Source organism: Flammeovirga sp. AWQ4_249 (genome assembly GCF_056161045.1).
The window spans coordinates 77538-102499 of record NZ_JBSWYJ010000002.1 but is presented as its reverse complement, the minus strand read 5'-3'; the positions used below and the strand labels follow the sequence as shown (position 1 = coordinate 102499).

At 35.1% G+C, this 24962-nt stretch carries 18 protein-coding genes and 1 tRNA gene; 18 read left to right on the top strand and 1 reads right to left on the bottom strand.

The features are described 5' to 3' along the window. Positions 1–125: 125 nt before the first annotated feature. The 10 genes from ACXAHM_RS02385 (at position 126) to ACXAHM_RS02340 (ending at position 13411) form a co-directional block, all read left to right on the top strand. The gene (locus ACXAHM_RS02385; protein ID WP_474958795.1) at positions 126–1223 is read left to right on the top strand and encodes a redoxin domain-containing protein; all 1098 of its coding nucleotides are present in this window, start codon (positions 126–128) and stop codon (positions 1221–1223) included. Positions 1224–1588: 365 nt separating this feature from the next. Then, positions 1589–1756, top strand: coding sequence for a hypothetical protein (locus ACXAHM_RS02380; protein WP_474958794.1), 168 nt, complete (start codon positions 1589–1591; stop codon positions 1754–1756). After that, positions 1731–7484, top strand: coding sequence for a fibronectin type III domain-containing protein (locus ACXAHM_RS02375; protein WP_474958793.1), 5754 nt, complete (start codon positions 1731–1733; stop codon positions 7482–7484). Before ACXAHM_RS02380 ends, ACXAHM_RS02375 begins: the two co-directional genes overlap by 26 nt. A gap of 150 nt (positions 7485–7634) precedes the next feature. Further along, positions 7635–8000, top strand: coding sequence for a hypothetical protein (locus ACXAHM_RS02370; RefSeq protein ID WP_474958792.1), 366 nt, complete (start codon positions 7635–7637; stop codon positions 7998–8000). A 42-nt stretch (positions 8001–8042) separates the two neighbouring features. Continuing rightward, a complete protein-coding gene (locus tag ACXAHM_RS02365) occupies positions 8043–8951 on the top strand; it encodes a bifunctional enoyl-CoA hydratase/phosphate acetyltransferase (RefSeq protein WP_474958791.1) in 909 nt (302 codons plus the stop codon). A 4-nt stretch (positions 8952–8955) separates the two neighbouring features. Beyond that, positions 8956–10035: a butyrate kinase gene (gene buk, locus ACXAHM_RS02360; RefSeq protein WP_474958790.1), complete on the top strand. Its 1080-nt coding sequence runs from the start codon at positions 8956–8958 to the stop codon at positions 10033–10035. A gap of 2 nt (positions 10036–10037) precedes the next feature. Beyond that, entirely contained in the window at positions 10038–11219 is a 1182-nt protein-coding gene (locus ACXAHM_RS02355; RefSeq protein ID WP_474958789.1) for a THUMP-like domain-containing protein, read from the top strand. Between the two features lie 16 nt (positions 11220–11235). Beyond that, positions 11236–11484 carry a DUF4177 domain-containing protein gene (locus ACXAHM_RS02350; protein WP_474958788.1) on the top strand — a complete coding sequence of 83 codons (249 nt, stop codon included), beginning with the start codon at positions 11236–11238 and terminating at the stop codon, positions 11482–11484. A gap of 196 nt (positions 11485–11680) precedes the next feature. After that, positions 11681–12145, top strand: coding sequence for an FKBP-type peptidyl-prolyl cis-trans isomerase (locus ACXAHM_RS02345; protein ID WP_474958787.1), 465 nt, complete (start codon positions 11681–11683; stop codon positions 12143–12145). A 243-nt stretch (positions 12146–12388) separates the two neighbouring features. Then, entirely contained in the window at positions 12389–13411 is a 1023-nt protein-coding gene (locus ACXAHM_RS02340; protein ID WP_474959028.1) for a phenylalanine--tRNA ligase subunit alpha, read from the top strand. Positions 13412–13502: 91 nt separating this feature from the next. Here the strand turns inward: ACXAHM_RS02340 and ACXAHM_RS02335 are convergent, their stop codons facing one another. Further along, on the bottom strand, positions 13503–14042 hold the full coding sequence (locus ACXAHM_RS02335; RefSeq protein ID WP_474958786.1) for an acyl-CoA thioesterase: 540 nt from the start codon (positions 14040–14042) through the stop codon (positions 13503–13505). A gap of 152 nt (positions 14043–14194) precedes the next feature. On the opposite strand from ACXAHM_RS02335, the gene ACXAHM_RS02330 reads away from it, so the two are divergent. The 8 genes from ACXAHM_RS02330 to ACXAHM_RS02295 all read left to right on the top strand — a co-directional run bounded on the left by ACXAHM_RS02330 (position 14195) and on the right by ACXAHM_RS02295 (position 24919). Then, positions 14195–14265 (top strand) — tRNA-Cys (locus ACXAHM_RS02330). 883 nt (positions 14266–15148) lie between these two features. Then, on the top strand, positions 15149–16351 hold the full coding sequence (locus ACXAHM_RS02325) for a c-type cytochrome (protein WP_474958785.1): 1203 nt from the start codon (positions 15149–15151) through the stop codon (positions 16349–16351). A gap of 60 nt (positions 16352–16411) precedes the next feature. Continuing rightward, a complete protein-coding gene (locus ACXAHM_RS02320) occupies positions 16412–19630 on the top strand; it encodes a TAT-variant-translocated molybdopterin oxidoreductase (protein WP_474958784.1) in 3219 nt (1072 codons plus the stop codon). Between the two features lie 74 nt (positions 19631–19704). Beyond that, a complete protein-coding gene (nrfD, locus tag ACXAHM_RS02315) occupies positions 19705–21132 on the top strand; it encodes an NrfD/PsrC family molybdoenzyme membrane anchor subunit (RefSeq protein WP_474958783.1) in 1428 nt (475 codons plus the stop codon). Between the two features lie 14 nt (positions 21133–21146). After that, positions 21147–21761, top strand: coding sequence for a DUF3341 domain-containing protein (locus ACXAHM_RS02310; RefSeq protein WP_474958782.1), 615 nt, complete (start codon positions 21147–21149; stop codon positions 21759–21761). A 30-nt stretch (positions 21762–21791) separates the two neighbouring features. Continuing rightward, the gene (locus ACXAHM_RS02305; protein WP_474958781.1) at positions 21792–22487 is read left to right on the top strand and encodes a c-type cytochrome; all 696 of its coding nucleotides are present in this window, start codon (positions 21792–21794) and stop codon (positions 22485–22487) included. Positions 22488–22525: 38 nt separating this feature from the next. Further along, complete coding sequence (locus ACXAHM_RS02300; RefSeq protein WP_474958780.1) at positions 22526–23872, top strand: quinol:cytochrome C oxidoreductase; 1347 nt, start codon at positions 22526–22528, stop codon at positions 23870–23872. A gap of 492 nt (positions 23873–24364) precedes the next feature. Further along, positions 24365–24919, top strand: a complete 555-nt coding sequence (locus ACXAHM_RS02295; RefSeq protein ID WP_474958779.1) for a hypothetical protein — start codon at positions 24365–24367, stop codon at positions 24917–24919. Positions 24920–24962: the final 43 nt, after the last annotated feature.

The following is a 24962-nucleotide window of genomic DNA, read 5'->3' as shown; positions in this document are numbered from 1 at the left end:
TTTTATTTGAAAAGCATATTTTACGAGCATTTATTTTTCAGTCTATAATGTATTTTACATCTTTATACTATTAATATTAATATCTTGCTAAAAGAGATTCGTTAGCAACAAGTAAACATATAATAGTGAAGACATTACACAATATTTTTTTCCTATTACTTACAATTTTAGTTGTAAGTTGTGGTGGTACTAAAGAAAATGATGGTACATATCCTGCATCAGTGACAATTTCTGGTACTTTAGATGGTCAGCCAGAAGGTACGAAAGTTACACTTTACTCAATCCAAAAAGTAGGAGGAAAGAAAAATGTAGCAGAAACAAAAACAGACAGCAAAGGTGCTTTTAAAATAAAATATACTGTTCCTAAAATTGGTTTATACACAGTGAACATGGGTAACCAAGCTGAAGAACTAATGGTTTTAGAAACAAAAGATCTTCAAGTTGTCAAAGAAGGAGATACCTACAAAGTAACAGGTTCTAGAGAGAATGATCTTTTGACAGAACTTAAAAATTTAAATATTTCATTTTCTGAAAAAGGTAACGCTTTACAGCAAGAATACGCACAAGCTGAAGATAAAGAGGCAGTACTAGAAAAGTTTAAGGCTTTACAAGCAGAACAAAAGAAAGAAGTAGCATCAATGCTTAAAAAGCTTGATGGTGCTTATGTAACTCTTGTGGCATTAAACTTCATCCAAGATAAAGAAGGAAATTTTGATGTGATTTCTCAATCAATTGAAAAATTAGAAACAAACTTCCCTCAAGATACTTTAGTAATGGAAGTAGCCAAAAGCTACAATGCTTTAAAAGCAACAATGGTAGGTGCTCAAGCAATACCAATTACATTAAATTCTCCTGAAGGAAAAGCAGTTGCTCTTGATTCTTTCAAAGGTAAATATGTAATGATTGATTTTTGGGCATCTTGGTGTAGACCTTGTCGTATGGAAAATCCTAACGTATTAAGAGCTTATACTAAATACAAAGAAAAAGGATTCGAAGTGTACGGTATTTCTATTGATAGAGATGCTGATGCTTGGAAAGGAGCAATTGAGCAAGATCATATTTCTTGGACACAAGTATTAGATGCTGATGGAAAAGTTGCAAATCAATACGGTGTACAAGGTATTCCTTTTACTTTATTGTTAGATAAAGAAGGAAAAATCATTGCTAAAAATCTTCGTGGAGATGCTTTAGAAAAGAAATTAGAAGAGCTTTTAGGAAAATAATCTAAAAAGGTTCTTACAAAAAGCCTGATATAGATCACGTATCTATATCAGGCTTTTTTTATATCTATTAGTAGTGTATTGTACAATGTTGTGTGTATTGATGTATTTATGGTGTTTAAACAAGTTTTTTAGAAGTTAATTGGTTTAAGTTGTTGTTTTTGAGTAAATTAATGGAAACCTAATTGTATAAATATGAAATTACCAGCATTAATAAAAGGCATTAGTAATCTATCTAATCCTTAAAGCACTACTTAATATTATTATATCAAGACCGATCACCTAAAACCAATTAATACCAGATCGGATCACTCTCTATTATCTTATATAGCTTATTTCTTCGCTCTGTTAAACCTAATACCTAATGAGTGAAGCCTAAAAACCTAATTGACCTAATTATCACTCATGATGCAACTTACTATCAAAATTCAGTTTCTGAAGAGACGGGTTTTCTTGCTATCTCTTGTATTCTTTACATCCTTATCAATTTATGGACAGATACCAAACCTCATGGAAGAGAATCAGGTATACCATAAGTTTAAAAGATTAAAAGATGATCCCATAGCACGTCAGCAGTTTGAGCACCAAATGTTGGAAGATCCTGTGACGCATCAAATCCCTTCAAATATATTTCAAAGGGAAAAAGCATTCATGCAAAATATTCATTTTCAAAATGCAAGACTATTAGATTTAAATATCACTAACGGAATGCATACCCCTTGGTTAAAAAGAGGGCCATTCAATGTTGGTGGTAGAACAAGAGCATTGGCTATTGATAAAACCAATGAAGATATCATCTTGGCAGGTGGTGTTGCAGGCGGATTATGGAGATCTATCGATGCAGGTAAGTCATGGACAAAAGTGACAACACCTACAGATCGACAAAGTATTACTTGTGTCGCTCAAGATCCAAGACCTCATTTTTCAAATGTATGGTATTATGGTTCCGGTGAAATCTATGGTAATTCTGCTTCAAGTGTAGGTGCAGCTTACAGAGGTGATGGTATTTATAAGTCTACTGATGGAGGTGTAACTTGGAATACATTGGAAGCAACTTCTTCAGACCCTACAGTATCAGGAGGAGATTTTCAATACGTATCGTCAATAAAAGTAAGTGAAGATGGAGATGTTTATGTAGGTCATTATGGTGGTGTCTCTAAATCAATAAATGGTGGTGATACTTGGGAGAAAGTAATCGATAGTCCAAATTCAGGATTTGTAGAATTGTCAATCGCTTCCACAGGGAAAATCTATGCGACACTTTCTGAAAATGGTTTTTATAAATCTGATGATGGGTTGGTATGGGAAAATATTACACCTTCTGTTTTAGATGAAGTACTGATCAATAGAACAGTATTAGATGTTGCACCCTCTAACCCAAATATTGTTTACTTTTTTGCAAATACACCTGGTGCAGGTAAAACACATCATATGTTTTTAAGATATGATGAAGCACAAAATTCATGGGTCAATAGAACAGATAATCTTCCTGAGTATGGAGGTTATGTAGGGAATTTAGCTCAAGGTAGCTATAATCAATATGTAAAAGTAAAACCTAATGATGAAAATACGGTATTCATCGGAAGTACAAATTTATATCGATCAACGAATGGTTTTTCTTCTGCTTCACAAACAGATTGGATTGGAGGATATGCACCTATCAATAATGTAAGTCAGTATGAAAATCATCACCCAGATAATCATTCAATGATTTTTCTACCATCTAATGCTGATGTAGCCATTACAACACACGATGGCGGTATCTCAAAAACACATAATATATCATCAACGGAAGTTGAGTGGGAATATCTAAATAATGGATATTACACTACACAAGCTTATGCTATTGCAATTGATGAAAAAACGAGGAATGATGCTAGAATTTTAGCAGGGTTTCAGGATAATGGTAAATGGTATACAAATTCATCTGCACAAAATGTGGATTGGATGGAAGAATATGCCGGTGGAGATGGCTGTTATGTTGCAATTGTACCTGGTGAGCATACAAGATATACAAGTACTCAATATGGTAAAATATTAAGGTTTAAAGGGGATGATCCTAGAAGCCCAACAGATTCTGATGGTATTCAACCTTCTAATGCTTCAGGTCAGTTATTTGTTCATCCGTATATTCTTGATCCCAATGATGCAGATGTAATGTACTATCCGGCCAGTACAAAATTATGGTACAATTGGAATCTATCAAGTATCAATTCTGGTTATACTTTTTCAGGAACAACATCAGGGTGGAATACCTATGATAATGTCAATACATCTGGTAAAATATCAGCTTTAGCTGCATCAACAATACCTTCTGATATCGTGATATTAGGAACACAATATGGACATGTATATAGAATTAATAATGCAAGGTCAAAATCTTCTTCTGTGGATTTCATTTCTTCTGGAGATGGATTACCGAATGCCTATATATCATGTGTCTCAATGAATCCAAAAGATGCTGATCACATTATTGTTGTTTATTCGAATTACCAAACGAAAAGTATTTTTGAAACTAAGGACGGTGGACACACTTGGGTACATATATCTGGTAATTTAGAGGAAAATGCAGATGGTTCTGGTGCTGGTCCTTCAGTACGTTGGGCTGAATTTCATCAACCTGAAAATGGAGAAGAAGGGTTATTCATAGGTACAAGTGTCGGTTTATATTATGCACCATTATCACAAATCAATAGTAGTACACAATGGATTCAGCAAGCGGAAGAAACGATCGGTGATGCTGTTGTTTCAATGATAAAAACACGTGAAGACGGTTTGGTTGTAGCTTCGACGCATGCAAATGGGATCTTTTCAGCCTATTATGGAGTTTCTGCTGTGCCACCCTTGATTGTTGAACAGATAGAAAATAAAAACTATAGTCTTGGTGATATAACTGAAGCTATCGCCTTAAATGAGATTTTTAGTAGCCAAAGTAATAATGAACTTACATTTTCGTCTAGTTCATCCAATACAGATATTATTCAGGTCAATATCAGCAATGATACCCTTTATATTGAAACGAATACTGCTTTAGGAGAAGCTGAAATTATTGTTGATGCATTTGATGGAGATGAATTTTCAAGACTTAAATTTAAGGTATCAGTTAGTACAATTATACCTTCATTACACGCTCAAAAAGAGGCAAACGGGAATAATTACCGCTCACAATTTTTCTTAGATTTTGATAAACCAATTTACCTGGCAGATGATTTTACTGTACCGGAAGGAAGTGTATGGAATTTATCTAAAGTAAAAGCTTATGGTTACAGTACTACAAATAATGTCCCTGATGTTGAAGTATTTATTTACAAAGACAATAATGGAGCTCCTTCGGATTCATTAATCTATTCGTCGGGAAGAGTAGCTACTGATAATTATGAATTAGGTGATATTGAACATTATTTTAATGATGATGTGACATTAGAAGCAGGTACTTATTGGATTACCGTTGCTGCAGTGATGTATTATAGTTCTCAAGGAAGTTGGTTTTGGAAAGGAACAGGTGATAATGAGTTAATTGGAAATCAATTTTACTTAATTGATCCTTCTAATTTATTTGGAAAGGGTTATACATCATGGACTTCACCAGAAGGAATAAGTGCAGCAGATGTCAATTTAGCATTTGAGTTGTCCGGTGTTTCTATTGGGAATAGCGATGTTGAAGAAATTACTACGATAAATGCGTTATTAAAGCCTTCAACGAATATTGAAGTCAATTGGGAAACCATTGAAAATGTTTCAGGATATAAAATCGAAAGAGCATTGAATATGGAAGGGCCTTACGAAAAAGTAGCAATTGTAAACAATGAGGAAAACAGTTGGATAGATGGGTCTCTAAAAACAATGGATAGTACGTATTACTATAAAGTGAAAGCATTCAGTACTCAAGGAGAAGCACAAAATTCACCTATCGCTTCTGTGACTATAAATACAGTTCCTGATCCAGTAGAAAATTTGGAGATTTCTTTAGAGAATACTTCTAGACATTTGGTGGTGACTTGGGAAGATGCAAGTGAAAAAGAAGATGGATTTTATATTGAATATTCCTTAAATGGATCTGATGGTTTCGTTCCTTTAGCAATAGCTGATAGAAATGCAGAAAAGTATGTCTTTACCAGCAATACTTTAGGGTCAATTGAGTATTTTATTAGAGTGACTCCTTTTAATGGTTCAGGTAAAGCAGAAGCAAAAACTGCCTCAATCTTTACGAAGTTAGAAGCACCTGACAATGTAAGATATGAGGAACTAAGCCCTTCGTCTTTATTAATTTCTTGGGATGATATTTCTGCCTTGGAAACAGGGTTTCAGCTAGAGTATTCTATTGATTTAGGAAAAACTTTCCCATTCTCAATTACGACAGATGTTAATCAAGAGTCTATTCAAATTGATAACCTTCTGCCTGGAAAAACCTATTATTTTAGATTAAAGTCAATCAACGGTTTCTTTAGTGGACAATTGAATAGTAATATACTATTGTTTGTACATACGATGACAGGAGGAACAAAGCCAGTGGGAGTTGAAAGTGTAGAAGCAATCCCAGATTTTTCACAAATTGAGATTAATTGGAAGGATAATGTAGAAAATGAGTTAGGGTTTGATGTATTAAGAAAATCAGAAAGTGAAGAAGAATTTTCATTAATAGCTGCTCTTGAATATAATGATACTACTTTCGTGGATACACAAGTAGACCAAGGAGTATTATATGAATATACTGTAAGAAGTTATAATTCATTGGGAGAATCAAGAAGTGATACGGTAGAATCTCAATTATATATTAATCCACCATCAATTACAAATCTTTCAAGAAATGAATATGGTATTAATCTAGATTGGAATGATAACTCTGAGTTTGAACAGAATTACAATGTGTACAAAAAGGTTGATGATGGTCAATTCGAACTTTTGGAAACTTTAATAGCATCATCGACGACCTATTTTGATACGGCTGTATATGAAAATCATGTTTATTCCTATCAAGTTTCAGCAGAATTAAATGGATATGGTTACTTCTCAGGGACGGAAGAGTTGTCAACAGTTCCACCTGCTCCTATAGGATTGACAAATTTTAGAGTTTCATTAAAAGAAGAAAATAGTATTACGATCTCATGGGAAGATTCTCAAGAGGATGAACATGGCTATAAAATTTATCGAAGAAGAAGTAATGAAAGGTCAAATACATTGTTTTTAAATTTATCAGCAGAAAGTAGATCATTCATAGATAGTACTTTGGTGGAGGAAGTAAATTATGTCTACACTATCGTTCCTTATATCTATGATGTTGAAGGTGAAACATTAGAAACAAATGGAGCTTTAATTCCAAGAGTTGTGAGAAGGCCTTCCGTTCCTTTTAACTTCTCTATTGATTCTCTTCAAGGTACAATGGATTTGTCATGGAGCGACTCCACTTTAGTAGTTGATAATTATGAAATATATAGAAGTGTCAATGATAGTGATTTGGCATTTTTGGTTGAAATTCCTTCGGATAATTTATTTTACACTGATCATTCCGCCTCTTTAGACTCCAACTATGTTTATAAAATAAGAGGAGTCAATGAATCTGGAAGTTCTATGATGGCGATGGTAACATATACTGCTCCTGAAAAAGAAGAAGAGGATAATGATGACGACGAAGACGATGAGGATTCTGATCCTGACCCCGAAAATAACCCGGATACAGATGATAGTGATACGGATAGCAATGATGATGAACAAGATAGTGTAAGAGTCATTCAATCTCCATCTGATATTGAAACTTCAATGATCAATGATTATCTAAGAATTACATGGAGTGATAACTCTGATAATGAACAAGGTTTTAATATTTATTACTATGATTCTATTGCTAATGAAAAGCAATTAATAGGAATGACCACTGAGAGTCATAATGTATTTAGGGATAGAAGAATATTTACCGAAGGTACTTACAGATATTACATTCATGCATTTAATGATGAAACAGTAAGTGAGGAGATAATGTTTGAGTATGAACACATATCAACAACTATTTTACAAGTATATTCAGGTAAAGTTGAAGCTAAAATTTATCCGAATCCAAGTACAGGTATATTTACGATCAACCTTGATCAGAAATGGAGTAAAGGTGTACAAATAGATATCTATAATTTAAGTGGACAAAAGGTATATCAAGGTAACTTCTTGAGTAACTTCATTCAATTAAACTTGTCACATTTATTCTCTGGACAATATATTATTCACTTCTCTGATAAAGAGAAAACAACAAGTAAAGTAATTGTTAAAAATTAAAGTAAATAGAAAGGTTAAATATTCTGTTTAACCTTTCTATTCTATTTTCTTAAAGTTTAATTATTAATATTCTTAAAAGAAGGAAGAATTAAAAATCAGTCTTTTAACTTCGCTGTATAGATTTTTCAAATGTTAAGCATACAAAGCCAAATGAAAGCACTTAATTACCTTTTATTCTCAGTTTTTATCCTTTTATTTTCTTGTAAAACACAGCAAGTACAAATTATAGGAGGTGATAGTGATGGGCAAGTAGTTGCGGATGATGACGGTCTAAGAGTTACACCAGGAACATGTGTATTTTATGGTGAAGTTTTAGCAATCGATGGCGGAGGAATTATGTTCTTCGTAAAGTCACTTGATGGGTGCGGTCCAGGAGTGACACGATACCCAAAAATTGGAGCAAAACTATCTGCAAGATTTAAAGGAGATGTTCCTTGTCAAGTAGGAGAGTCAGTCCATGTAAAAGTTTCAGAATTTGAAAAATCCTACTCTATTTTAGACGTAGTCCCCTTATAAGAAAACACATACCACATACATATATACTAACCATTATTTATTATGCTAAAAAGTATATCAGAACTTGTTGATATCTTAAAAACACAATCAACAAAGCGAAGATTAGTACTTTGTGCAGCAGCAGATGACAATGCTCTTGAAGCTGTACATAAAGCGTACAAAGCCGATATTATTGAACCCGTACTTGTAGGAAATAAAGATGATATCCTTCAAGTCTGTGAAGAATTGAATATTTCTTTTGGAGATGAGGTTGAAATCTTCCACGCAATTGAATTAAAGGAAATGGTGAAAATTTCTGTTTCATTAATTCATAATGGAAAAGCAGATTTCTTAATGAAAGGTCATATCTCCACCGCTGAACTTATGCGTGGTGTTCTTAACAAAGAATGGGGATTAAAGAAAAGTAGAGTAATTTCTCACTTGGCATTATTTGACCTTCCGGCGTATCATAAGCCTTTAGCTCTGACAGATGTAGCAATGAATATTGCTCCTGATCTCGATACAAAAATTGGTATTCTAAAAAATGCCATTGAATTCTTAAGAAAGATCGGTATTAAAAAACCAAAAGTAGCAGCCTTAGCAGCTGTGGAAATGGTAAACGAAAAAATGCCAGCAACTCTTGATGCCGCTTTGTTAACCATCATGGCTAATCGTGGTCAAATCAGAAATTGTGAAATTGATGGACCATTAGCTTTTGATAATGCAATTAGTCAAGAATCATCTTCTCACAAAGGGATTAAGGGTGCGGTTGCAGGAGATGCAGATTTATTATTAGTTCCAGATATTGAGGCGGGGAATGTTTTATACAAAGCCTTTGTTTTCTTTGCAAGTGCAAAAGTAGCATCAATCATATTAGGAGCGAAAGCACCAATAGTTTTGACTTCAAGAGCTGATTCTATGGAGACAAAACTAAATAGTATTCGTTTAGCAGCGGCTTCCATTGAATTTTAAGAGCATGAACCAAAGAATATTAGTCATCAACCCAGGATCAACTTCTACGAAAATTGCAATTTACGAAGGAGAGGATGAGTTATTTGAGCAATCATTAAGACATTCTGCCGAAGAATTACAACAGTTCATAGAAGAAGAGGAACAACTGAATTTTCGTAAGGAGAAAGTATTATCTTTTTTAAAAGAAAAAGGAATAGAACTTTCTTCATTGGATATTGTAATGGCTAGGGGCGGATTGAGCAAACCTATTCCTTCAGGTGTCTATCTTGTGGAAGAAAACTTACTTCATGATCTGAAAGAAACACCTAAAAAACATGCAAGTAATTTTGGAGCTAAAATCGCTCATGACATTGCAACTCCATTAAAAATAAAAGCATGTATTGCTGACCCTGTAGTAGTAGATGAATTATCAGATGTTGCTCGACTTTCTGGTCACCCTAAGTTCCCTAAATCGTCTATTTTTCATGCATTAAACCAAAAAGCAATTGCTCGACAATACGCGAAAAATGCAGGAAAGAAATACGAAGAAATTAATTTAATCGTGGCTCATTTAGGTGGAGGTATTTCTGTAGGAGCACACGCAAAAGGACAAGTGATAGATGTTAATCAAGCATTAGATGGTGCAGGTCCTTTTTCTCCTGAAAGAAGTGGTAGTTTGCCTGTTGGAGATATAATAAGAGCAGCTTTTAGTGGTGCCTATACGCAACAACAAATGATGGAAATGTTGGTAGGTAAAGGTGGAATTTATGCTTACCTAGGAACAAATGATGCTAAGAAAGTAAGAGAAATCGCCGAAGAAAAGCCTTCTAGAGAGAGGGAAATTATGGAAGGATTAATTTATCAAGTCGCTAAAGAAATTGCTTCTATGGTTGTACCTTTGGAAAATAAAGTAGATGCTATTCTTTTAACAGGTGGTTTGGCTTATGGTCAATGGTTGACGGATAATATTCAGAAAAAGGTTGGACATATTGCTCCTGTATATGTCTTCCCTGGCGAAGATGAAATGAAAGCTTTAGCACTTAATGGATTAAGAGTTCTCAATAACGAAACAGTTCCTCAAGAATACGGAGATACAATTTTCTAAACATGATAAATCAAGCAACAAGGCAATTTATACAAGAGCATGAAAACGAGGATGCTTCTAAAATCATCTTCAAAGCAGCTACTCTCTCAGAGGTAGATGGAAAGTTAGCAGCTCAACAAATTACTGCAAGACAAAAAGCAAAGAAGAAATTGCCTGCTTGGTATGCTATTAATGATATTGTTTATCCTTCAAAAGTACCTTTAGAGCAAAGTTCTTCCGAAATTACTGCAGAGTTTAAAGCATCTATTCTAAATGGTGAATCATTAGCAGATCTTACCGGTGGAATGGGGATAGATGATTGGGCTTTTTCTTTTGAATTTGACCAAGTCTATTATTGTGAACGACAAGAAGATTTAGCAGAAATTGCCAAATTCAATTTTCAACAATTGGATAGAAAGCATATTAATGTTCATGCAGGTGATAGTATTGAATGGCTAAAATCATTTTCTGAAAAATTATCAGCAATTTATCTTGATCCAGCAAGAAGAGATGCTCAGAATAATAAAATGGTGAGTATTTCGGATTGTGAGCCAAATGTAATAGAACTAAAAGAACTTCTTTTTCAAAAAACAGATAAAGTACTGGTGAAATTGTCACCTATGATTGATATAAAGCAAGCAGTACGAGAACTAGAAAATATCACAAGTGTTTGGGTAGTATCAGTGGAAAATGAATGTAAGGAAGTATTATTTCTACTTGAAAATATAGAAAAAGGAAAAACAGAAATTCATTGCATTGATTTCAAAAAAGAGAATTTACAAACTCCATTTACTTTTCTTTTAGAAGAGGAAGAATATTTAGAGGTTTCGCTGGCAGATACACTTGAAGATTTTCTTTATGAACCAAATGCTTCCATCATGAAGGCAGGGGCATTTAAAAGTATTGCTCAAAAGTATAATTTGAAAAAACTGGAAATGAATTCTCATTTGTACACATCAAATGTGTTAATAGAAGATTTTCCAGGTAGAAAATTTAAAATAAAAGGAAAGTCTCAGGTTCAAAAGAAAGCAATTAAAAACTTGGTACCTTCTTTGAAAGCTAATTTAACAGTGAGAAATTTTCCCCAAACTGTAGATCAAATAAGGAAAAAACTCAAATTAAAGGAAGGTGGAACGGATTACCTATTCGCGACCACAATAATGAATAACGAAAAAGTGTTATTATTGTGTGATCGAATTAATTAATAAACTACTACTAGATATGTACAAGACTGTTCATTTAAAGACAAAAAAGGAATCGAGAAGAACGACATCAGATAGACTTCGTTCAGTAAAAGTGAGTGGAGACGAAACAGCTCAAGTATTAGATGAGTGTTTACAAGAACATGCAGCGGAAGGATACAAGTTAGTAAGTATTACTCCATTAGCATCAGCAAGCTCTAGTAATGTTGGTACAGGTGGCTGGGGATTCAGCTATACTGATGGTATTATTGTCGTTTTTGAAAAATAATGATCTGATTAATTAGTCAATAAAAACTGATTATTAAAGGCATAAATCCGTGTTTAAACGGTTTTTATGCCTTTTTTATTGAGCATTTCCTAAAGGTTTTAAATAACTTTTAACAACTTCTTGTTTACTTTAAACATCTTAGTAAATTTGCACCCTAATGAGCGTAGGTTCGCTCAAACAATAAAAAGATAAGACAATGTCAGTAGCACAAAAAGGTCATAAAGTAAAAGTACACTACGTTGGTACATTAAACGATGGTTCTCAATTTGATTCATCTGTTGAGCGTGGTGAGCCTATCGCATTTACAATTGGAGCAGGTCAAATGATTCCTGGTTTCGATGCAGCGGTAGAAGGTATGACAGTAGGTGAGAAAAAGACGGTAAATATCCCTAGCGATCAAGCTTACGGTCCAGCTCGTGAGGATTTAATTATCGAATTCAAGCGTAGTGACATTCCTACAGACATGAACCCTAAAGTGGGTGACCAAATCGGTCTTCAAAGCCCTCAAGGTCCTATCCCTGCAACTGTTGTTGAGTTAACTGAAGAAATCATCAAAGTTGACGCTAACTCTCCAATGGCAGGTAAAGATCTTAACTTCGACATCGAATTAGTAGAAGTTTGTGAGGATGAGAATTGCGAAGACGGTAACTGCAACTGCTAGTTTGTAGTCACTTAAAAATAATAACCCTTAGGGTGAAAACACCTTTTCAAGTACTTGGAAAGGTGTTTTTTTGTTATCAATTGGAAACATATCTATAAATTTTACAGAATATTGCGTTTTTCTGATTTTCCTCGTGTGTTAGGTGAAGAAAGTTATTAAATTTGCAGATTGAAAAGAAAGAGATTTATCTTTCTATAGAAATAGATTATATATGGGGAATACCCATTGTCAATATATTTAGAAATTATGCTTGAGCAGATTAAAAAAATCGAAGAACAAATTGAGAAAGCAACAGCTCAGACGAAAGAAGAGTTAGAGGCATTCCGTGTAGGTGTAGTTGGTAGAAAAGGTATTATTGCAGATCTTTTTTCAAAAATGAAAGAGGTAGCTCCAGAAGAAAGAAAAACTTTTGGACAGACTGTCAATGCTTTGAAAAATGCTGCTCAAGAAAAGTTCGATGAATTACAAACAGCCTTAGAAGATTTACAGGCAAGTGATATTCAACATCAAGACCTTACTCTTCCAAATATTCCTAATGAAATGGGAGCTGTTCACCCTATTACTAAAGTTCGTGAGGAGATTAACCGTATTTTCGAAAGAATCGGTTTCAATATTTCTGAAGGTCCTGAAGTAGAAGATGATTGGCATAACTTCTCTGCATTAAACTTCCCTCCAAACCACCCAGCGAGAGAAATGCAGGATACGTTCTTCATTGAAAAAAATCCAGATATCGCTCTTCGTACACACACATCTTCAGTACAAGTTCGTGTAATGGAAAATCAAAAGCCTCCTTTCCGTACTTTATCTCCAGGTAGAGTATACAGAAATGAGACAATCTCAGCTCGTGCACACTGTATCTTCCACCAGGTAGAAGGTTTGTATGTAGATAAAAATGTGTCATTCAAAGATTTGAAAGATACTCTTTACTACTTCGCAAAAGAATTCTTTGGACCAAATACAAAAATCCGTTTAAGACCATCTTACTTCCCATTTACTGAACCTTCAGCGGAACTAGATGTATCTTGTTCAGTTTGTGGTGGTAAAGGATGTAACATCTGTAAGTACTCTGGATGGGTAGAAATTGGTGGTTGTGGTATGGTAGATCCCAATGTACTAAAAGCATCAGGTATTGATCCTGAAGAATACACAGGTTTTGCTTTTGGTATGGGTATCGAAAGAATGACAATGTTGAAATATAAAATCAACGACCTTCGTTTATTCACAGAAAATGACCTACGTTTCTTAGGACAATTCAAAGGATTGTAATAAGAAAATGATCAATATATAAAGCCTCCTCATTTCGTATTAGAAGTGAGGAGACTTTTTTATAAATAACTAGATGAGTTTTTTATTTTAATTATTTACTATCTTCTTCACTCTTCATATCTCTCATAATCTTATGAAGTGAGGTAGCATCTTGTGGCTTAATTCTTCCAGCCATCATAAGTCTTACTTCACGACGCTGTAAGGCTTCATTATAAAGCTTTTTTTCTACAGCAGTTTCAGGCTTTAGTTTAGGAACAATAATAGGTCGTCCAGTTTGATCAACAGCGACAAAAGTAAAGAAAGCTGTATTCGTTTCTATTTTAGTGCCATTAGGAATATTTTCTGTCCATACACGGATATATACTTCCATGGAAGAATTAAAAGCTCTAGTTACTTGAGCTTCCAATGTGATAGTATCACCCATTTTTGGAGAATGTTTAAAGGAAACTTGATCGACAGAAGCGGTTACAACAACTCTATTTGAGTGCTTTTGAGCAGAGATTGCAGCCACAACATCCATCAAATGTAATAATCGACCACCCATTAAATTGTTAAGTGGGTTCGTGTCATTGGGAAGTACCATTTCAGCACTCGTTACAAAAGATTCCTTTGCAAACTTTTCTAATTTCATAAATTCTGATCTTATGTTTATATGTTCCGAAATTTAAGCATAATTTAAATATGTGTTTTATAGATACTTAAATTTTATTTACAGATTTTTTTATTAAATTGTTTTGCAGGTAAAAATTCATGTATTACTTTTGCAACGTCTTAAAGAAAAAGGGTGCCATGGCCGAGCGGCTAGGCATCGGTCTGCAAAACCGCGTACGGCGGTTCGAATCCGCCTGGCACCTCTAAAAGGTCAAGATTATTATTAATCTTGGCCTTTTTTTATGCAATTTCAACTCAGTATGGAATATTGAATTAATTATATTTTTGATTAATGTTGAATGTTATTTGATTGGTCTTTTTGTGAGTTTTATGTTTAAAATGGCTTGCTCTTCTTATTGTGATTCTGACTCTCGTCTTTAAAAAGTTCAATTTTTATCTATCTGTTTGATAATAGTTTTTTTTCTGATCTCTACTATCCATAAAATCCATTATTTCTATTAAAAAATAAATGAAAAATTAAAGTGGAAAATAGTAGTGTCTCGATAGTGTTTTGGTACTTGAAATTTCAGAAAAAAGAGATCTTAATTGATAAATGTAAGATCATGATCTTAGCTAATTTTAAAGCTTCTAAATAGCCTTATTTTTCAGACTTTAATACCTATGAAAATTGAAAAGTAATACGAGAAATATTATAAGTAATTTCCATTAATTAAAGTCTCCTAATTGTCTAAAATGTCTGTTTTTAGCCCTCTAATACTACTTTTTTAAGTTTCCTATTTTTTCATTTGTTTGCAACTTTCACACCCGTTAAAATATTATGCTGACGTAGGTTGAGGTCAAAAAGATGTCTAATGTCACTTTTTTTTGTAATTTGGAATTATTCCAAATAAGCTTTTATTGAATTATATCTATATTAAATTACTGATATATAGATAATTGTGTCATTATTTTCAGATTTTTTAATAGAAATGTCCTTTTGCTGATAAGTTTGAAAAAAGTCTATCCCGTATTAGCTTTGCATCTGAATGTACAATTGCATATTTCATCTAATTTTTTAGTATACAAAACTTCAATGGTATGAGTATCGGCAGAAGTGTATTAAGGTTGCGCTACACATTGGCTGTGGTGTGCGGTTTACTGCTAACAAGCGTAGCAACGTTTGCGCAGGAAGGAGACGGCATTCCCACTGATGAAGCGTCGATCTCGGCCGGGATGGAGCTTTTCGATGGCAACTGCTCTTCCTGTCACCAAGTACACGAAAAAGGCGTCGGGCCGGCGCTTAAAAATGTTTATGAGCGTCGTGACGTTAAATGGTTAACGAACTTTATTAAACATCCAGGTAAAACTATTCAAAGTGGTGATGCTTACGCAACAGCACTATATGAAAAGTTCAAACCTACAATTATGCCTAACCAAGATCTTTCTGATGAAGAGATCTTACAGGTTTTAGCATATGTAAAGGATGCGACAATTAAAGGTCCAGCAAAACCAGAAGCGGCAACAGCTGACGCAGGTGGAGCAGCAGCTCCACAACAAGGTATGATGGTAAGCTCTAACCTATTGGTTGGTGTTATTGTCGGCCTATTAGTTCTTTTAGGTGTTGTATTAATCGTATTAGTAGTTTTAGCTAATGTATTAACACAATATTTAAGACAACAAAAAGGACTGGATGCAGAAGATGAGGCTTACATCAACGAAAAATTCAGCTTAGCTGCAATTTTCAAGAGCCAAGTATTCATCGGAATGTCATCTTTTGTATTCGTAATGATTGTAGCTAAAGTAACTATTGATTCTTTATTCTCAGTCGGAGTACAACAAGGATACGCTCCAGACCAACCTATCCAATTCTCACATAAGCTTCACGCAGGGTATTACGAGATTGATTGTAAATACTGTCACACAGGTGTAGAAAAGTCTAAGAATGCGAACATTCCTTCTGCGAACATCTGTATGAACTGTCACAACAGCATCCGTCAGAATTCTCCAGAAATTCAAAAAATCTACGCAGCAATTGAGAATGACGAGCCTATCCAATGGGTACGTGTTCACAATTTACCAGATTTAGCGTATTTCAACCACTCACAACACGTGAAAGTTGGTGGAGTTGAATGTCAAACATGTCACGGTGAAATTGAGAAAATGGAAGTGGTACAACAACACTCATTATTAACAATGGGATGGTGTATCGACTGTCACCGTAAGACAGATGTTAACGCAAAAGGTAATGCGTACTATGACAAAATGGTAGAAATGCACGATGCTACTTCTAAGGATCCAATGAAAGTAAAAGACATTGGTGGTTTAGAGTGTGCTAAATGTCACTATTAATTTGTCGCTTTTTGAACCTTTTGTTCACTAAGCTTTCAACAATTTTCTACATATAGAGAAATGGCAAAGAAAGAATATTGGAAGGGTGTCGAGCAATTAACTAACGACCCTGAGTTTGTAAAATATGCGGAAAAAGAATTCCCTCAGCACCTTACTATTAAGGATGCGTATGGAGATAATACAGAGGGAGATTTCAAAAGCAACAGACGTGACTTCTTAAAAGTGATGGGCTTCTCTGTAGCTGCAGTTTCTTTAGCAGCTTGTGAGGCGCCAGTTAAGAAGGCAATTCCTTACTTAAATAAGCCAGAAAACATTGATCCAGGTGTAGCAAACTATTATGCTTCTACATTCTACAATGGTTCTGATGCAATGCCTGTAGTAGTGAAAACAAGGGAGGGTAGACCTATCTTCATCGAAGGTAACACTTTCTCAAAGTACTCTCAAGGTGCTATCACTGCTCGTGCTAATGCTTCTATCATGGGCTTATATGATGAGGAGAGAGCAAAAGCTCCTTCTAAAGGTGGTAAAGCTACTACTTGGAAGAAAGTGGATGCTGAAATCATCAAAGGCTTAGCAGCCGCAGGAAAAGTAGCAGTAGTATCAAATACTATTGTATCTCCATCAACAAAGAAAGTTTTAAATCAATTTGCAGGTAAATACAATGCTGACTTGGTAACTTATGACCAAGACAACAACTCTGCAATCATTGAAGCAAATAAAACACAGTTCGGTAAAGCTGTCGTTCCATCTTATGCTTTTGATAAAGCGGATGTAATCGTAAGTTTTAATGCAGATCTTTTAGGTAACTGGATCGCTCCAGGTATCTTCTCTCAAGATTTCGCTAAAGGCAGAAAAGTAGGTCCTAATAAAAAGAAAATGTCTCAAGTATTCAGTTTTGAGACAATGCTTTCTATTACAGGTGCTGCTGCTGATTACCGTTCTCCGTTAAAACCTTCTCAAGAAGGTGTGGCTGTTGCAGCATTATACAATGCAATAGCGAAAGCAACTGGTAATGCTACTGTAAAAGGTGCTATCAAGGATGCTAATATCGCTCGTGCAGCTAAAGCATTATTAAATGCAAAAGGTAAATCAGTTGTTGTTTCAGGTATTAACGATGTGAACGTTCAACTTTTAGTGAACGGAATCAACCAAATGCTTGGTAACTACGGTAAGACAATTGATTTAAATACTCCTCTTTATACTCGTCAAGGTTCTGATGTTGAAATGAATAAATTCGTTGATGCATTAAAATCAGGTCAGTATGGTGCAGTAATCTTCTATAACTGTAATCCAGTTTATGATTACGCAAGAGGAAAAGAAATTGCAGCTGGTATCAAGAAAACGAAATTGTCTATCGCGACAAATGATCGTTTAGATGCAACTGCAAAAATTTGTGGTTTCAATACTCCTGATAAGCACTTCTTAGAGTCATGGAATGATGCAGAGTACAAAAGAGGTTACTTTAGTGTAGCTCAACCAACAATTAATACAATCTTTGATTGCCGTCAAGCACAAGATTCTTTCTTAGCTTGGGCAGGTAGTGAAGAAGAGTATGATGAAGTAGTGAAATCTTTCTGGCAAAAAGAAGTTTTTGCTTTAGGTTCTAAAGAAGCAACTGCTCAAAAATTCTGGGTGAGATCATTACACAATGGTATCTACGAAACAGAAAATACAGGTAGCTATAAGTCAATCCATGATGCAGGTGTAGCAAACGTTGATTATTCAGCGTCATTTGATGCAGCTTCAGCAGGTGTTAAAGTAGCTTCTAAGTATAAAACTACTTCTGAGTGGGAATATGTAGCGTACCCTGCAACTATTATGGGTTACGGTACTTTAGCAAACAACCCATTCGTTCAAGAAACTCCAGATCCAATTACAAAAGTAACTTGGGGTAACTTTGTAGCAATCACTCCTGAGGACGCTCGTAAATTAGACGTTCATAAAGAGTTTGAAACAAAGAAAAGAGTTCTTAAAGTAGCAACTAAAAGTGGTAGCTTTGAATTACCAGTAATCATGCAGCCAGGTTTAGCTAAAGGTGTTGTTGCAGTTCCTCTAGGATACGGACAAAAATCTTTAGGTAAAGTTGCTGAAGAAGCTGCTGGTTTCAATGCAATGTCTCTTTTAGATGCGAAAGGATTAACTAATTATTCAATTACTTCGGGTGTATCTGTTGCTTCTGGTGATGCTACAGTGGACGTTGCTCAAACGCAAACACACGAAACAATCATGTCACGTGAGTCAATTATCCAAGAGACGACATTAGCACAGTATGTAAAAAATCCTGCTGCTTCTAGACATGACGTAATGATTAATACGTACGAAGGTCCTGAAAAAGCGACAGACATCTCAGCTTGGGATATCAATAATGATGGTTACAAAAAAGATGAACATGAAGTAACAGCCTCTAAACCAGGTGCTGCTTTATTATGGAACTCTGTAACTGGTATTCAAGCAGATGTTCATGAATATCCTAATCACCACTGGGGGTTAGCGATTGACTTGAACTCTTGTGATGGATGTTCTGCTTGCGTTACTGCTTGTCATATTGAAAACAATGTGCCAATCGTAGGTAAGCAAGAAGTAATTAACCGTCGTGAAATGCACTGGTTGCGTTTAGATCGTTATTACAGCCAACGTCCAGAGGATGAGTTCTCAGAAGAAGAAAAAGCATCAATGACGGATTACGAAATGATGGAGCGTGCAGCTGAAAATCCTGAAGTAGTATTCCAACCAATGATGTGTCAGCACTGTAACAATGCTCCTTGTGAGACTGTATGTCCAGTAGCTGCAACTTCACACTCTTCTGAAGGTCTTAACCAAATGACTTACAACCGTTGTATCGGTACGAAGTATTGTGCGAACAACTGCCCTTACAAAGTACGTCGTTTCAACTGGTTCAAATATCATAACAACGAGGAGTTTGATTATCACATGAACAACGATTTAGGTAAGATGGTATTAAACCCAGACGTTACTGTTCGTTCTCGTGGTGTGATGGAAAAATGTTCTATGTGTGTACAAAGAACACAAGCTGGTAAATTAAACGCTAAAAGAGAAGGCCGTCCATTGGTTGACTCAGACGTTTCTACTGCATGTGCTTCTGCTTGTGCGAGCGGTGCGATCAAGTTTGGTGACTTGAACAACCCAGAATCAGAAGTTCGCCAATTATTAGAGGGTGAATTACATGAACGTGCATACAATGTGTTAGATGAAATCAACACTCGTCCAAACGTTTATTACTTAGGTAAAGTAAGAAACAAAGACGAAAAGAACGCATAATTAAGGATGCCTTAAGAAGTAATTCAAAAGGTATCCACATTAAAATTAGTTATTCATACTCTACATAAGATAAAATGCAGATAGTATCGAAAGTCCGTGAACCACTGGTAACTGGTGGTAAAACATATAAGGACATAACAGAAGATGTCTGTCGACCAGTAGAAGCGAACCCTACAATGGGATGGTTTGCAGGAATGGCGTTATCGTTATTCTTACTTCTTGCAGGTGGTTACTATTTAGGTGACTTGCTGTGGAATGGTATTGGTCGTTGGGGTCTTAACAAGACAGTTCAATGGGCGTGGGATATTACCAACTTCGTATGGTGGGTAGGTATCGGTCACGCAGGTACACTAATCTCAGCGGTATTGTTGTTATTCAGACAAAAATGGAGAACTTCAATTAACCGTGCAGCGGAAGCAATGACAATCTTTGCCGTAATCTGTGCCGCTATCTGGCCAGTAGTACACATGGGTCGTCCTTGGATTGGTGGTATTTGGGCTTTACCGTTACCAAACACTTACGGTTCTTTATGGGTGAACTTTAACTCACCTCTACTTTGGGACGTTTTCGCGATCTCAACGTATTTCTCAGTATCGTTAGTATTCTGGTTTATTGGTTTAGTTCCTGACTTTGCAACAATTCGTGACCGTGCAATCAAGCCGATTCCTCGTTTGATTTACGGAGCTCTTTCTATGGGTTTCAACGGTTCAGCAAAAACTTGGATGCACTACGAAGCAGTTTCATTGATCTTAGCAGGTTTATCAACACCTCTAGTACTTTCAGTACATACAATTGTATCAATGGACTTTGCAACATCAGTAATTCCAGGATGGCATACAACAATCTTCCCTCCATACTTCGTAGCTGGTGCGATCTTCTCAGGATTCGCTATGGTATTAACGTTGATGTTGGTGACGCGTAAGTTGTATAAATTAGAAGATTATATCACAATGGAGCACATCGAAATGATGTCACTTGTAGTAACAATTACAGGTTCTGTTGTAGGTATCGCTTATATTACCGAATTCGTAATCGCATGGTATTCAGGTGTAGAATACGAACAATATGCATTCGTAAACCGTATGACAGGCCAATATTGGTGGGCGTACTGGTCAATGATGGCATGTAACGTAATTTCACCTCAAGTATTCTACATGAAGAAATTAAGAACAAACATTCCGTTTATCTTCTTTATCTCTATTGTAGTAAACATTGGTATGTGGTTCGAACGTTTCGTGATTATCGTAACGTCACTTCACCGTGATTATTTACCATCATCATGGTTGTACTTTAATCCTACAATCACTGACGTGATGTGTTATGTATTTACTTTTGGTTTGTTCTTCACGTTGTTCTTAGCATTTGCGAAGTACTTCCCAGTAGTAAACATGGCAGAGGTGAAATCAGTATTGAAAAGTTCTGATACTAAAGTGTACAAGTCTCGTCGTACTATTTCTAACGATGATGTACCTGAGGCAGACAGAGTTCCAGTTGATCTATAAAAAAGCATTTAGAGATGGAAAAAAACACAAATTATTTAGTAGGCGTTTTTGGTGATGAGGATATCATGATTAAAGCTGTAAAGGCTTTAAGAAAGAAAGGTGTTAATATCTATGAGGTATTTACTCCGTATCCTGTTCACTTTTTAGAAGATGCATTAGGTTACAAGCGTTCTTGGATGCCAAGAGCAGCTTTCGGATTTGGAGCTCTAGGTACTACTTGTGCGATTTTATTACAATCGTGGATTATGGGTTATGAGTGGCCGATGATCATTGGTGGTAAAGGATTTATTGCAATTCCTGACTTTGTGCCAATTACTTTCGAATTAACAGTTTTATTCTCTGCATTCGGAATGGCGGGTTCATTCTTCGTTTCACAAGATTTGAAACCACACAAAGTTCCTCAAATCTTCGACCGTCGTCAATCAGATGACAAGCATATTATGGCTATTGATTTAGCTAAAAATAAGCTTACAGAAGAAGAGCTTAAAGCTTTATTGCAAGAAGTTGGTGCTGAAGAAGTAAACAACAAAAGTTTCACAGAAAGAGAAAAGAAAGCTTCTTTCTTCGATTATGTGTCAGACTTGTTTACTAAAGGCGTAACTGATTCAGCAAGAGAGTTAAAAGGTTAATGATCTTATCACGAAAAAACATTACGCAAAATGCGAGCAAATAAAGTTGTAATGAAAGCAATCGCGATAGGTGCAGCTGCATTGGCAATGACAGGATGTAAGATTCAAGGTGACGGTAATTTTACTGGTCTTGAATATGCTCCTCAAATGTACCATTCAGTACCTTACGAGCCGCTTTCTCAGTTTTCAGATGAGGACATCGCCAGTGGTGTATTAGAGCAATTCTATTACCCTGACTTTGTAAACTCAAACCCTTACAATGATTACTTCTCAGAAGGTGAGAAGAGAAAAATCAATGTAAAGGATCCAGTACCAGGTACTGTAAAGCGTCAAAACTTTACGCAAGTGACAGGTCATGAAGCAGCTACTGCTGACCAACCTATCTTATATTACATGGAAGTGTCTAAAGATTCTTTAGAGTGGGCAGCAGCCAACTTAAAAAATCCTTTAGAAGCAACTCCAGAAGTAATTGCTCAAGGTAGACACTTGTTTACTGCTTACTGTATGCCTTGCCATGGTGCAGAAGGTGACGGTAAAGGTAAAGTAGGTAAAGTCTATGGCGGTGTAGCGAACTTAAAAAGTAGAACGATTAAGAAAGCTACAGACGGACATATTTTCCACGTGATTACTCATGGTAAAGGAAATATGTGGCCTCACAAAACTCAAGTAAACCCTGAGGAACGTTGGGCAATTGTAAAGTATGTTAGACAACTTCAAGGAAACTAGATCGTCCCAACGATCTTAACTATATTAAATATAGAGATATGGCACACGTAGACGTAGATCTTAAAAATGTTCAAGAACAGTTTACATTCGGTGGTAAACTGAAGAAGAACGTGTTGCTCATCGGCGGTATCGGAGTGGTATTGTTCGTGTTGGGTGCGATCTTCTTGATGATGGGTGGCGGTCACGATGACCATCACGCAGCAGTACAGCATGCAACTGAGGTAGCTTCTGTTGCTTCAGATGGTGCTCATGGTGACGCTCATGGCGGAGGACACCACGGTGAATTCCACTGGTATCAGCGTATTATTGTAGATTTCTGGGTAGGTGGAGTATTCTTCACTGGTATTGCCCTTTTAGGATTCTTCTTCTTTGCTCTTCAATATGTAGCTAACTCAGGTTGGCCTACATTAATCATGAGAGTAATGTTGAATTTCCGTAATTTCATCCCTGTAGGTGGTATTATTTTGTTAATCACTTTCTTAGTTGGTTCTCATACAATTTTCCACTGGACACATGATGGAATTGCTGATCCTAACTCACCTACATATGATGCTATTATTGCAGGTAAGACAGATTTCTTAAATACAAAATTCTTCTTGTTTAGAATGGTACTTTTTGTTTCAGTTTGGACTTTCTTCGGATGGGCACTAAACAAGATTACTAAAGCAGAAGACGAAGATATGTCAGGTACTACAAAGTACTTTAGAAAAGCACAAAGAATCTCTGTTGCTTTCCTTATCTTCTTTGGTATTTCAGAATCAATCACTTCATGGGATTGGATCATGTCAATCGATACGCACTGGTATTCAACATTATTTGGTTGGTATATCCTTGCTGGTTGGTTAGTAACAGCTGTGGCTTTCATGTCATTGTTTGTATTGATCCTTCAAGACATGGGACATTTGAAATTAGTTAACGAGAACCACTTACATGACTTAGGTAAGTTCTTATTTGGTTTCTCTATTTTCTGGTCGTACTTATGGTTCTCTCAATTCTTATTGATTTACTATGCGAACCTTCCAGAAGAGACAATTTACTTTGTTGACCGTTTGAAGAGTGATACATATTCACCATTATTCTTCGGTATCTTAGTAACGAACTTCTTATTCCCATTCTTTGTATTAATGACTCGTGACGCTAAGCGTAAGACAATCATGATGAAAATTGTAGCAGTAGTTGTAATTTTCGGTCACTTCATGGAGTATTGCTTACTTATCGTTCCAGGTACATTAAAAGAAAATGGAGGTTTTGGTTTAACTGAAATTGGTACTGGTTTAATCTTCTTATCGATCTTCTTATACTTGTACTTTACAGGTTTAAGCAAAGGCGGTTTGATTCCACAAAACCACCCAATGTTAGAAGAATCAGTTCATCACCATACTTAGAAAGTGAGGAACTTCAAAATATTAAAACCTCATATCCGAAAGGGTATGAGGTTTTTTGTTATTCTTATGTTATCATAATTTTTAATGTAAATTAATAGTGTACTTACTACAACTAAAATTTTCTAATACAATGTCATATTATTAATATTTAAAGATATTGATCATATAATTATATTTAATATTAATCTATTAATAAAAACCCCTTTCTGTTTTCAAAATTGTAATTTAAAAACTGCTTTTTGACAGTTAACGATCTGACTAAAAGATTATATAATGGTGCTGTACTACATTTTTATCCTTTGAATGACCTCATAATTTTGTAATAACTTCAATACTGATAGATCTATTCATGAAGTGTGTTGATTGTGTTTAAACATAACTTTTAAAATTTTCCCTAATCAAAACTTTACTATGATGAAAAATATATTGCTATTTCTATACCCAGTCTTATTGGTACTATTTGTAAACATCAATGCTTTTACTGCTAATAAGGTGTATTTACCTTTTAATGGTATTTCTTATTATTTTACTACCTCTTCGGATGGTACATCTATTTCATTAGTCTTTGAAAATTTAAAAGGGGAAGAGGTATATTTTAGAATAATAAATGAAAAAGGAAAAATCTTCAAAGAGAAATCAATAATTAGTTCAGGTAAGGTTAAAGAAAAGATAGACTTATCAAGATTACCTTTTGGTAAATATCATTTTTTAATGAATTTTGAAGATAAAATCATGAATAGAGAATTTTTTGTGAGTCCACAGAAAACTATTTTATTTCTAGATTCAAATCTATCAAGCCATCAAGATAAATTTGAAATAGCAGTAAAAAATGAAGATTTATTTTTGCTAATGAAAAATAGTTTAAATGGTTTTATCGATCTAAAAATTGCAGATTACTATGGAAATATTTTATTTAAAAGTAGGTTTTTAGCTGGTGCAAAAAAATATAAAAAATACGAACTAGATAGTTTCCCTCCCGGTCAATATTCTGTGATTTTAGAATTTGATAATAGAAAATATCTTGACTCATTTTCAATTTTAGAATAAAAAAACTCATTAAACGTATTAGTTAATAAAGGTTGCAAGTAGA

What these genes read in the sequence shown, in the direction of transcription:
- ACXAHM_RS02320 (WP_474958784.1), top strand. Translation starts at nt 16,412, where the DNA reads ATGGCAAAGAAAGAATATTGGAAGGGTGTCGAGCAATTAACTAACGAC.
- ACXAHM_RS02350 (WP_474958788.1), top strand. Translation starts at nt 11,236, where the DNA reads ATGTACAAGACTGTTCATTTAAAGACAAAAAAGGAATCGAGAAGAACG.
- nrfD (WP_474958783.1), top strand. Translation starts at nt 19,705, where the DNA reads ATGCAGATAGTATCGAAAGTCCGTGAACCACTGGTAACTGGTGGTAAA.
- buk (WP_474958790.1), top strand. Translation starts at nt 8,956, where the DNA reads ATGAACCAAAGAATATTAGTCATCAACCCAGGATCAACTTCTACGAAA.
- ACXAHM_RS02300 (WP_474958780.1), top strand. Translation starts at nt 22,526, where the DNA reads ATGGCACACGTAGACGTAGATCTTAAAAATGTTCAAGAACAGTTTACA.
- ACXAHM_RS02370 (WP_474958792.1), top strand. Translation starts at nt 7,635, where the DNA reads ATGAAAGCACTTAATTACCTTTTATTCTCAGTTTTTATCCTTTTATTT.
- ACXAHM_RS02335 (WP_474958786.1), bottom strand. Translation starts at nt 14,042, where the DNA reads ATGAAATTAGAAAAGTTTGCAAAGGAATCTTTTGTAACGAGTGCTGAA.
- ACXAHM_RS02375 (WP_474958793.1), top strand. Translation starts at nt 1,731, where the DNA reads ATGGAAGAGAATCAGGTATACCATAAGTTTAAAAGATTAAAAGATGAT.
- ACXAHM_RS02365 (WP_474958791.1), top strand. Translation starts at nt 8,043, where the DNA reads ATGCTAAAAAGTATATCAGAACTTGTTGATATCTTAAAAACACAATCA.
- ACXAHM_RS02310 (WP_474958782.1), top strand. Translation starts at nt 21,147, where the DNA reads ATGGAAAAAAACACAAATTATTTAGTAGGCGTTTTTGGTGATGAGGAT.
- ACXAHM_RS02355 (WP_474958789.1), top strand. Translation starts at nt 10,038, where the DNA reads ATGATAAATCAAGCAACAAGGCAATTTATACAAGAGCATGAAAACGAG.
- ACXAHM_RS02305 (WP_474958781.1), top strand. Translation starts at nt 21,792, where the DNA reads ATGCGAGCAAATAAAGTTGTAATGAAAGCAATCGCGATAGGTGCAGCT.
- ACXAHM_RS02345 (WP_474958787.1), top strand. Translation starts at nt 11,681, where the DNA reads ATGTCAGTAGCACAAAAAGGTCATAAAGTAAAAGTACACTACGTTGGT.